The 10654-nt window shown below is 70.7% G+C and carries 8 protein-coding genes and 1 pseudogene; 5 read left to right on the forward strand and 4 right to left on the reverse strand.

What is annotated here, in order from left to right; genetic code table 11:
* Together ACI2LP_RS33070 and ACI2LP_RS33075 are read left to right on the forward strand one after the other, a co-directional pair.
* Positions 1-3387, forward strand: a 3387-nt coding sequence (locus ACI2LP_RS33070) for a WD40 repeat domain-containing protein (RefSeq protein ID WP_404728229.1), incomplete at its 5' end; no start/stop codon positions are given.
* 9 nt (positions 3388-3396) lie between these two features.
* On the forward strand, positions 3397-3897 hold the full coding sequence (locus ACI2LP_RS33075) for a hypothetical protein (RefSeq protein ID WP_404728230.1): 501 nt from the start codon (positions 3397-3399) through the stop codon (positions 3895-3897).
* 1028 nt (positions 3898-4925) lie between these two features.
* Here ACI2LP_RS33075 and ACI2LP_RS33080 read toward each other — a convergent pair.
* The gene (locus ACI2LP_RS33080; RefSeq protein ID WP_404728231.1) at positions 4926-5861 is read right to left on the reverse strand and encodes a LysR family transcriptional regulator; all 936 of its coding nucleotides are present in this window, start codon (positions 5859-5861) and stop codon (positions 4926-4928) included.
* A gap of 134 nt (positions 5862-5995) precedes the next feature.
* Here ACI2LP_RS33080 and ACI2LP_RS33085 point away from each other — a divergent pair, with 134 nt between their 5' ends.
* Together ACI2LP_RS33085 and ACI2LP_RS33090 are read left to right on the forward strand one after the other, a co-directional pair.
* Complete coding sequence (locus ACI2LP_RS33085) at positions 5996-7264, forward strand: MFS transporter (RefSeq protein ID WP_404728232.1); 1269 nt, start codon at positions 5996-5998, stop codon at positions 7262-7264.
* A gap of 141 nt (positions 7265-7405) precedes the next feature.
* The gene (locus tag ACI2LP_RS33090; RefSeq protein ID WP_404728233.1) at positions 7406-7600 is read left to right on the forward strand and encodes a hypothetical protein; all 195 of its coding nucleotides are present in this window, start codon (positions 7406-7408) and stop codon (positions 7598-7600) included.
* Between the two features lie 51 nt (positions 7601-7651).
* On the opposite strand, the gene ACI2LP_RS33095 is transcribed toward ACI2LP_RS33090, so the two are convergent.
* Both ACI2LP_RS33095 and ACI2LP_RS33100 read right to left on the reverse strand, forming a co-directional pair.
* Complete coding sequence (locus ACI2LP_RS33095) at positions 7652-8281, reverse strand: class I SAM-dependent methyltransferase (RefSeq protein ID WP_404728234.1); 630 nt, start codon at positions 8279-8281, stop codon at positions 7652-7654.
* Positions 8282-8540: 259 nt separating this feature from the next.
* Positions 8541-8978 carry a glutaredoxin domain-containing protein gene (locus ACI2LP_RS33100; RefSeq protein WP_404728235.1) on the reverse strand — a complete coding sequence of 146 codons (438 nt, stop codon included), beginning with the start codon at positions 8976-8978 and terminating at the stop codon, positions 8541-8543.
* A gap of 92 nt (positions 8979-9070) precedes the next feature.
* Here ACI2LP_RS33100 and ACI2LP_RS33105 point away from each other — a divergent pair.
* Positions 9071-10076 (forward strand): annotated as a pseudogene (locus ACI2LP_RS33105) (transposase); the annotation flags it as partial.
* 116 nt (positions 10077-10192) lie between these two features.
* Here ACI2LP_RS33105 and ACI2LP_RS33110 read toward each other — a convergent pair.
* On the reverse strand, positions 10193-10348 hold the full coding sequence (locus tag ACI2LP_RS33110) for a hypothetical protein (protein WP_404728236.1): 156 nt from the start codon (positions 10346-10348) through the stop codon (positions 10193-10195).
* Between the last annotated feature and the right edge of the window lie 306 nt (positions 10349-10654).

The raw sequence follows: 10654 nt of genomic DNA on the forward strand, positions 1-10654 counted from the left end.
AGGGGAGCCGCAAAGGCCACGACCACCGGACCGGTGATCCTGGTCGACCAGTTCGAGGAGGCCTTCGCCCTGTGCCAGGACCCTTTGGAGCGTTCGGGGTTCATCGACGCACTGTGCGCGGCGGCCCGCGCCACGCTCCCCCGGCCCGCGGGCGAATCGGAACCTCTCGCGGCCCACGTACTCCTGGCGGTGCGCGCCGACTTCTTCGGGGCCCTCGCCGCCCACGGGCAATTGCTGAAGGCTCTGCAGGCCCATCAGATCGTCGTCGGGCCGCTCACGCACGACGAGGTGCGGGAGGCGGTCGTCGGCCCGGCGCACGCCGAGGGCCTGGCGGTCGAGGACGGATTGCCCGAACTCATCCTGAGCGAGCTCGGAGCGCCGGTGCCGGCCACCGCGAGCGGTGCGGCGGCCGAACCGGCCTACGAGGCCAGTGTTCTGCCGCACCTGGCGCAGGCGCTCCGGGCGAGTTGGGAACGGCGTACCGGCGGCGTCCTCACCCGGGCCGCCTACGAGACGTCCGGAGGAATCCGGTGGGCCATCGCCGCAGCGGCGGACAATGCCTATCACCAACTGGACCTCGCCGACCGGCGAACCGCCAGGCTGCTGCTGACCCGGCTGATCCAGTCGGTCGAGGGCCGCCCCCCGACACGCCGCCGCATCTCCTGCGAACAGCTCCTCAGGGAGCTCGGCGCGCCGCGGGACGCCGAACGGATCCTGGACCTGCTCCACCACGCCCGTTTGGTGGCTGTCGACGTCGATCCGGCCCGCGGCCGGGAGACAGTCCAGCTCATCCACGAGACTCTGTTGCTGGCCTGGCCCTCCATGGGTCAGTGGCTGGAGGAGGACCGTGAGTGGATCGCCCGCCGCCACCAGATCGTCCAGGCAGCCAATGCCTGGCACGACTCCGGGAACGACCCCCAGAGGCTCTACGCCGGGCGCGCCCTCGACGACGCCTGCGCGGAGGCCGAGGCCCGGCCCGAGGACGATCTCGGCAGCCTGGGATGGCGCTTCCTGCGCGCCTCCCAGCAGCAGGAACGGACATCGCTCCGGGTTCGTGTCCGGACCGAACGTGTGCAGCGACTGCTCGGCGCGGCGCTGGCACTGCTGCTCCTCGCGGCTGTACCGGCCGGACTGGTCCTCTACCGGCAGGAACGTGCCGCGGACACGCACCACGACGAGGACCTGTCCCGCCGCTTGGCGGCGCGTTCGGACGCCGTCCGGAGCAACGATCCGGTACTCGCGGGCCGGCTCGCCGTGGCCGCCTTCCGCAGCGCCCCGACCGACCAGGCCCTGTCAGGAATCTACGCGAGTGTGTCCGCCCCCGCCCCTGCACCCGAGTCCGACGGTGACACGACCGTCCTGCCCATCAGCAGAACCCTGGCCTTCCATCCCCGCAGGCCCGAACTGGCCGTGCAGGGACAGCACGACGAACTGTGGCTGTGGGACACCGCTCGGCACCGGCTCGGCGCGGCACTCGACGTCCCCCGAGGAAACTGGCTCGACGCGCTGGCCTACAGCCCCGACGGTGACCTGCTCGTGGGCATAGGAGAGGAGGGGGTCATGCTGGCGTGGCGGACAGGGCCCGGCCCGCCTCGGCGGACCCCGGTGGTCATCTCCGGTGCGGCGCGGGCCGGTGTGGTCGAGGCTGATCTCACGTTCCGCCCGGACGGGAGGACACTCGCCGCGGCCACCGTCGTCGGCCGATCCTTCCTCCCTTCCACTCCCGCGTCGAGCAGCACGCGCCTATGGAAGGTCTCCGCGGACGGCTCCCTCACACCGGGCAGCACCCTCACAGGGGTGTACGCCGCGTTCAGCCCCCTCGGATCCGCCATGGCGTCGCGCCACGACGACGGCGCCCTGGTCCTCGACGGGCGGACCGACGGCGGGGGTACGACCTTGCGCAAGCCGCTGCCCACCGCCCACCGAACGGAGCCGTCCGGACTGCCCCTGGCATTCAGCCGGGACGGCCGATTGCTCGCCGAAGGCCGGGCCGGAGGCCGAGTGGCCCTGTGGGACGTGGACCCCCGCAACCCCGCGCCCCGAGCGATCTCCCCCGCAGCCGGATTTCCCCTCGCGACAGGCACCGTGCAGGCCGTGGACTTCTCCCTGGACGGCGGAACCCTCGCGGTGGCGGCAGACGCAGTGGCGCTGTGGGACATCCACCGGCCCGAACGGCCGGAGCCGGTCGGCACACTGCCGCAGGAGGTCATGCCCCCGCCGGTGGCCCTCCCCGTCCCGACCCGCACAGCCGTCTTCAGCCGGACGACTGGTCTGCTCGCCACCACGGGCAAGTCCACTCGGCTGTGGGACGTCCACGGCCTGCTCCGGCCCGGCCTGGCAGCCACGGTGCGTATGCCCGGATCCGCACCGTCCGCCCTGGCCCTGGCGCCCGACGCGCATTCACTGGCCGTCGGGTTACGGGACGGCAGGATCCGCCGGTACTCCCTCCGACCGAACGAGAGGCGCATCCGACCGGAGGGGGAACTGCCGGCCGGCTCCGCCGGGCAGGCCGTCAGCTTCCTGGCGTACCGCAAGGACGGCCGCGCACTGGTGGCCGGACGCGGTCGCACCACCGAGCTCTGGCCGCCTTCCGACGCGGGTGCCCTTCCCCGCCGTCCCTCTTCCATCGTGGAGGGAACCGCCGCGGCCTACGCCCCACTGTCCGACACACTGCTGTCCACCAGCGCCAAAGGGCCTGTGCTGTGGGACCTGACCCGGCAGCCGAAGCCGCGTCGGCTGCCGGGTCTGGAGTTGGAACACGGGCCGGCCGCCGGGGCACAGGCGCTCAGCGCCAAGGGCAACCGGGTCTTCGTGCAGAATGCCGATTCCCCCTCCCTGTACGGAATCACCAGGGGCGAAGGAGCGAAGAAAACTGCCCTTCCTGTACTCGTATGGGAGTCACTGACCAGGTACCAGCGATTCGACGCCCTGCCACGCGCCGCACTCAACGCCGAGGGGAGCCTGCTCGCCACCGCGGCGGGACGCTCGCTCACGACGTACCGCCTCGGCGGGCACGACGGTCCCTCCAGCAGCACTGCGCTGACGGACACGGTCAGGGCCCTGGCCTTCAACCCGGACGGGACACTGCTGGCGGCGGGGGACGACAGCGGTCGTGTCTGGCTGTGGCGCACGGACCGTGACGGCGTGCTGTCTCCGGTGATCGACTTCCCCGGGGGCGGCAGCCCCGTCACCACCCTGGAACTCGGTGCCAAGGACACCCTCGTGGCCGGCTTCGAGGACGGAACGGTCATCGTCTCGCGGCTCGATCCCGCTGTCGTCATCCAGCGTTTGTGCTCGACGCGGAGCACCGAGGCAGTCGCGGCCGCCTGGCCCCGGTACTCGGACGACGTCGCGCTCGAGGAGGTCTGTCCGTCCGCCGACGAATGACCTGCCGCAGTGCGAATCAGCCGCGCCCGCCTCAACCACCAGCCACCCGGCCGTTTCCGGCCGCCGACCAACAACGGAGTCGTCATGGAGAACATCACACTGGCCCTCACGGGGGCCGGCCCGCAGCCGACCGGAGACGACGAGCTGCGCGACCTCTTTCGCCGTCTGAGGGCGAATCCTGAGATGGAGACCGTGCGCCTCGAACAGGCCGCGGCGGAGCCGGGAACGCTCGGCGGGGGCATCACGGCGGTGGAAGTTGTCGTGACCAGCAGCGCGCTCACCGCCCTGGCGTCCGTACTGAGGGTGTGGCTGCGTATCCGGGCATCACGGGTGAAGATCTCCGTGCGCCGGCCGGACGGCTCCCAGGAACCGCTGGTGGAACTGGATGCCGGCAGTGTTCCCGGATTCGACGCCGCCGCCTTCCAGAGCCTTTTCACCCAGGCCATGGACGTCGTCGCGCAGGCGCCCGAAGTCGCTGGCACACCGGAGCCGACGCAAGGGAGTGACTGAGGTGATGATCCCCGGAAGCGGCCTGGGGCAGGGACACCGCTGGCCTGCAGAGCACGCTGTGGCGATGATCAGGCTGCGGAGGGACGCCACGAGGCGCTGGGTCGCCTGGCCGCCGATTGCGAGGTGGAGTTGCTTCTCGGCTTCGGCAGCGAGAACGGTCAGGGTGGGTGCGTTCTGCCCCTTGACTTGTTGAGGGAGGTCGGCCTGCCTGGGATCGATGTGATGTTGGACCTGTATCCGCCGACGCGCGACGGCGTGTCCTGCATGGCGCATGAACGCCCTGGTGCCCCGTCACCTTGACGCTGCGGCACGGGCATCCACGCACACCGCCTCCGCGCGCTGGGCTGGACCCCGGTTCGGCATCGACCTGTCCGGCGGGATGCTCCACTATGCGCGTGAGCGGCTGCCGGTCGCGCAGGCTGACGCCGCGCAATTGCCGGTCCCGGACGGTTCCCTGCCGGCCGTCGCGCCGGGGGTGCCACTCCCCCGCCGCCGGGGCGGGGCGCAGCCGGTCAGCTGCGGCCCCGGGGTTGGTCGGTCCCGGACGAGGCGCAGGGCGCGAGCCTGGGCGGCGGTGTCGAGCGCCGGGGTGCACCACTGGATGCTGTCCAGGGCGATCTGTTCGGTGACGTCGTCGAAGCGCTGGGGGCGCTGGCAAGCATCCGGATGTAGTAGGAGAACGTGAGCGTGTCGAGCGCGTCGGCGGGGGTTCTTGCGCACCCGCTCGCGGGCCAGCAGGGCGAGGCAGGCCGTGTCCTGCCCTGACCGTGTGGGGATGCGATGGTGGGGCTTTGGCGCAGCTTTCGTGCCGGGGCCCTTTGCGGTGGGGTCAGTAGGCGGCGAGGCCTCGGACGGTGGTGGTCCCGAAGATCAGCTGGCGGGGGTGCCCGCTTGACGAGGGGCGCCCGCCTCACCGTCAAGACATATGAGGCATACGGAGGGGGAGAGCCTGAGTGTGCCGATGGCCACGCCTGCCCCCGAGCCACCGTCCATCGATCCGGCCGCGATGATGGTAGACGCGGCGGCGTTCAGCGCGGAATCACCCAGCCCGGCGCCCAGGTCCCGGCGGCGTCGTGGCCGGCCGCTGTGGCGGCGAGGTGGGCGCGGAGGGTGGCCAGCGCTGGGTGGAGGTTGTCGCGGTGCCAGAGGAGCGAGTGCGGGTAGACGGGCGTCGGGTCGGTCACCGGGATGCGGCGCAGGCCGTGGTCGGCGGGCCAGACGAGGCGAGTCTGCTCGCCCATGAAGGTGGCCAGGGCCGAGGTGTCGGCGATGGTGTCGAGGAGCGCGTCGGAGCCGAAGTTGGGGCCGGTCGCCTCGATGGTGAGGCCGAACTCGGCGACGAGGTCGTCGTAGTAGGCGGCCCACTCGGTACCGGGGACGATGCCGGGCATCCAGATCCGGTGCCCGGCGAGCTGAGCGAGGGGCACCGACCGGGCGCCCGCCAGCGCGTGGGCAGGGCCGGTGAGGAGCTGGAGCGGCTCGTCGAGCACCCGGACGGACTCGATGTCCTCGGGAAGGGGTCGGCCGGGCACGGCGACGGCGCGCAAGGACGCGTCGATCGCACCGGACCGGATGGCGGCGACGGCCGTCTCGATTTCGAGCAGCATCACCACGTTGAGCTCGATGTCGGGGTGTGCGCGGTGGAAGCCGCGCATCAGTCCCGACGGCGCGGCGCGCGAGGCGATCACGTCGACGCGTAGCGGACGGCGGCCGGGGCGCACAGACGTGACCGCGCGCTCAGCGACGCGCAGCAGCTCGCGCGCGTGGGGCAGGAACGCCTGCCCATCGATGGTGAGCTCGGCGCCGCGCGCGGTGCGGGTGAACAGCCGAACGCCGAGGTTGCGCTCCAGCGCGGCGATGCGCTTGGAGACAGCCTGCTGAGTGACCGCCAGCTCGGCGGCAGCCTCCTGGAACTGACCCGCATCGGCGGCGGCGACGAAGGTCCGGACGGTATCGAGGTCCATGCCGACACCCTATGGACACAACCGATGGTTGTGGTCGGCGGCCCTGTGGTTGTTTGATCCCTGGGTGTGGTGCTCGCTTTGATGCTTCCGATCGCGGATCGGTTGTGCAGGGTGAGTGGTGAGGGGCGTCGGGCATGAGGAGCGGGCACCGGCTGGGACATCTGCTCGGACATCGGCTGGGGCGGCAGTTCGGGTGGCTCTGGGGAGCGTACGGGACCAGCGCGCTCGGCACGTGGCTCGCCTTCGGCGCGTTCCCGTTGATCGCCATCCGGGTGCTGCACGCCGGACCGGCCGAGGTCGCCGCGCTCTCCTCCGTGGGGGCTGCGGTGGGCGCGGTCGTGGCGGTGCCGCTCGGCCCGTGGGTGGAGTTCCGCCGCAAGCGGCCGGTACTGATCGCGATGGACCTGGTGCGGTTCGCGGCGCTGCTGACGATCCCCACCGCGTTCGCGCTCGGCGTGCTCACCTTCCTTCAGCTCCTGCTGGTCTCAGTCGTCGTCGCGGCGGCCGACATCACCTTCCGCGCCGCGTCCGGCGCGTACCTGAAGACGCTGCTGCCGGCCGAGGACCTGCTCGTCGCCAACGCCCGATTCGAGTCCACGGCCTGGACGACCGCGATCATCGGACCGCCGCTTGGCGGCGCCGCGATCGGGCTCCTCGGTCCGGTGGCGACGGTGGTGGCCGACGCGGTCAGCTACTTGCTCTCGGCCCTGGGCATCCGCGCGACGGGCGGCCACGAGCCGCGGCCCGAGCGCCGGGAGGCCGCGCGCATGCGGGCCCGGGACCTGCTCGACGGTTGGCGGTACATCCTCGCCGACGCGACGCTGCGTCCGCTGTTCTTCAACACCGCCTTGTTCAACGGCCTCGTGATGGCCGCCCAGCCGCTGCTGGCCGTCCTGATGCTCGGCCGACTCGGGTTCGCACCGTGGCAGTACGGCCTCGCCTTCGCCGCGCCCTCGATCGGCGGGCTGCTCGGTTCGCGGCTGGCCCGACCGCTCGTCACCCGGTTCGGGCAGCACCAGGTCCTGGTCGCGGTCGGGGCGCTGCGCGCGCTCTGGCCCGTCGGCCTGGTCTTCCTGGCACCGGGCACCGGAGGGCTGCTGCTGGTGATGGGCGTCGAGCTCGGGCTCATCTTCTGCTGCGGGGTCTTCAACCCCGTCTACGCCACCTACCGCCTCGAGCGCACCGCGACCGACCGGGTCGCCCGCACACTGTCCGCCTGGGCGGTGACGACCAAGGCCTCGACCGCGCTCCTGACGGCCGTCTGGGGCGTGCTGGGCGGCCTGCTCGGCCCGCGTACGGCCATCGGCCTGGCCGGCGTGCTCCTGCTGGCGACCCCGCTGCTGCTCCCCCGCCGCGCGGCAGCGCATCTCTCCGAGCCGGAGCCGACACCGAACCGCGCCTGACGCACCGCCACCGCCGTCACCGCGATCGGGCTGCGCCGCTCTTCTTCGGAGCGGTTCACCCCTCCGCGTACAGCTCGGAGATGAGCGCGACGGCCTCCGCCGTGGCCGGTGGGGGTCGCGGCGCGGCACATCGTGGCCCACGTGCCCACTGTGCCTCAACAGCCCCCAGAGTCCATGGCCCCCCACCTGCGCGACCAGGAAATGAGCCTGCGCGACATCGCCATGCGGCTCGTCATCACCACTGGCGCGAAGAACGGCCAGCACCCTTCGCCCGCCACCGTCATGCGGATGCTGCGCGAATACGACGAACAGACCGCTGCGGTCTCGGCGCCGTAGACGACCGTCAGGCGCTCAAGATCATCCCGTGGCGGGACCGAAGGCCATGGTCTAGCGGAGGCGGGCCAGCAAGTGGGCGTCGAGGAAGCCCCGCTCAGAGGCCGGGTCGTGAAGCAGCCGGGCGAACGTGACGAGCCCGGCCCCGGCCAGCAGCTCGGTGACCCGGTCCGCCGGCCAGCTATAGGCGGGCGTCACCTTGTGGTCGAAGCGGACCGGCTCGGGCCCGTCGGTCGCGAAGAACGAGACCAGGAGCAGGCCACCTGGTTCCAGGACACGCGCCTGCTCGGCGAGCAGCGCGGGTAGTTCGCCAGGAGGGGTGTGGATCATCGAGTAGTGGGCCAGCACGCCGCCGAGCGCGCCGTCCTCGACAGGCAGGGCCTCCATCCGCGCCTCGTCGAACTGCAGCGCCGGATGGGCCTGCCGGGCATGGTCGACCATGCCCGGGGAGAGGTCGAGCCCGAAGGCATCCAGTCCCAGGTCGTGCAGCATGGCCGTCAGATGTCCGGGCCCGCAGCCGACGTCGGCCGCCCGCAGGTTCCCCGTCCCGCGCACCAACTCGGCGAAGGTGCCGACCATGGCCCGCGCGAACGGCTGCGTCTCCAGCCGATCAGCGAACATCGACGCATACAGCTCGACGATCCCGTCGTAGGCCGCCCTGGTCTCATCCTGGTGCTCCACCACGGGAAGGAAGTTAACACCGCCCGTTCGCAGCTGTTCTCCGGCCCGTGCCGAATTCCGCGCCCGTCGTCGCGGACGCTCTCGGCTACCACGACAAGACCACCGCCCGGCTCCGCAACGAGACCGGTGGGACCTGGAGCCGATACACCGCTGGCGACCACAGTCGGTCACCAGCTGGCTGGGTTCCTCGGGGAACCGGCGACAGTTGATTAGGCGATCACACCAGTAAAGGCACACCCTTCACGGCTTCAACCGCTCCTGGTCACGCGGAAGAGGAGAGCTGTTCGCGCACCCATTCAGGATCGGGGTTGGTGTGCGACTGGTTCCCCACGACGACAGTCGGCACGGTCTCATTGCCATCATTGACAGCCCTCACCGCCGCGGCTCCATCCGGGTCACGCCAGATGTCGACCCAATGCAACTGGCTGGCGCTACGGCCCAACCGGATGCGCAGTCGCAGACAGTACGTGCAGCCCGGCCGCCAGTAGACGACCGGCCGGCCGTCGACCGCGCTGCGGCGTTGCGCCTCCAGCGCACCGATCGACCTCGGGAACATCAGAGGCGAGTTCACACCTGCGAGCAGCACAAACACCAGCAGGAGTGCTGCGGCTGCGCCGGGGCTCCCCCTGAAGATCAGCCCAGTCGCAGCGGCTGAGCCGCCGAGCACAAACAGCATTGGCAGGATCCAAACGCGCGTCATGGTGACGCAGGCTATCGGTCAGTCGAAATGCTCTTCGAACCAGGCCGCTCACCTGAGTATTCGCCAGACAGGCGGACGGCCCCCGCATGAGCATGCGTTCCGTCACAGAGCCGCACTCATACGAAGGCCGCAGGGTGAGTCTGCTGCACCACGATGCCCGGCACGAGGCGTTCGACTTCCCGTCACACTTCCGGGAGGACTTCTACGCATGCCTGACCGCACGCGGTGACACCCTGTTCGAGCTCTGCGACGCGATGCTCTGCGAGAACGGGCCGTGACCTCGCCGGTCGACCTGACGCTGCTGGCCGAACACCGCCGCGGACACGGCGCGTTGTACGGGCCTTGAACTGCGGCCGCATCAACGTGGACGGCCTTCGCCGGGCCCTGGCCGTGCTGCGGCAGCCCAAGGCCGCCGGCCACCGGCTCGTCCTCGCAGTCGACGTGAGTAACTGGCTGCGCCCGGACGCGCCGACCAGCCCGGACCGCCTGTTCTGCCACGTCTACGGCCGCAACAGACGCTCCAGCGACCAGTTCATTCCCGGCTGGCCCTACTCGTTCGTCGCCGCCCGGGAGACGGGCCGCACCTCGTGGTGCCAGCTGCTGGACGCGGTCCGCCTCGGCCCCGACGACGACGTCGCCGAGATCACCGCCGCCCAGGTCCGCCGCGTTGTCACCAACCTGGTCGACGGCGGCCAGTGGGAGCCGGGCGACGCCGACATCCTGGTCGTCTTCGACGCCGGATACGACGCCCCGCGCATGGCCTACCTCCTCGACGGCCTCCCGGTGGAGGTGCTCGGCCGGATGCGCTCGGACCGCGTGATGCGCAAGCCCGTTCCACGCCCGTGGATCTCGCCGCCGCAGGGTGGACGGCCCCCGAAGCACGGCAAAGAGTTCCGATTCGCCAAGCCGAACGCCTGGGGCGAGCCCGATGCGGCGACCGTGCAGGTCACCGACCGGTACGGCACCGCGCAGACCATGGCCTGGGACCGCATCCACCCCAGGCTGACCACACGCTCGGCGTGGATCGACCACGACGGCGAGCTTCCCGTCATCGAGGGCACGTTGATCCGCCTGACGGTCGACCGCCTGCCCGGCGGCCAGGGAAGTTGTTGCAGGAGCTGACGGTCGGCGACGACGCACTTCTCGAAACCGTCTTGCACAGGTTGAGCCAGAGATGGAAGCGGTCCGCAATTTTGCGTGGGCAAGAAGGTGCCTCACACCGGAATCGGCGGACCGTCAGGCGTATCGGCACCCGGCTGTCCGCCCGCCGTGACATCGGCAAGCCTCCGGCAGTAACGGTCGGCCTCAGCAGCGGCCAGGGCGGTGATCCGCACTCCCGTCCCGATGAACTGGATGTCCTTGATAGCCATGGCCGCCAGGTGCGGAGCAGCACGTCGAGTATCTGATCACGCAACACGCCCGTTCAAAGATCGAACTGACGGTCAGTCACGCTCGGCCATCCCGAAATGTTGATCCAGAGCCCATCAAACCCTCACAACCGGCACCACTGGTTCACAAACGGCCGACGCTAGTGTCGTCACCGTCCCAGTCACTCCCGTATTGGGGAAAAACACCCATGACATCGAACACGCTCACGAATGCGCTGTTAGGAACCCTCGCAGCCGCAACCCTCAGCATTGGCACCCTCGCCGGCGCAACCACAGCCACCGCCGCAC

It is taken from the genome of Streptomyces sp. NPDC019890 (assembly GCF_044903445.1).
In the GTDB taxonomy this organism is placed as follows: Bacteria; Actinomycetota; Actinomycetes; order Streptomycetales; family Streptomycetaceae; genus Streptomyces.

Coding starts and splice junctions, on each gene's coding strand:
- ACI2LP_RS33085 (WP_404728232.1), top strand. CDS start 5,996: ATGAGGAGCGGGCACCGGCTGGGACATCTGCTCGGACATCGGCTGGGG.
- ACI2LP_RS33100 (WP_404728235.1), bottom strand. CDS start 8,978: ATGACGCGCGTTTGGATCCTGCCAATGCTGTTTGTGCTCGGCGGCTCA.
- ACI2LP_RS33080 (WP_404728231.1), bottom strand. CDS start 5,861: ATGGACCTCGATACCGTCCGGACCTTCGTCGCCGCCGCCGATGCGGGT.
- ACI2LP_RS33110 (WP_404728236.1), bottom strand. CDS start 10,348: ATGGCTATCAAGGACATCCAGTTCATCGGGACGGGAGTGCGGATCACC.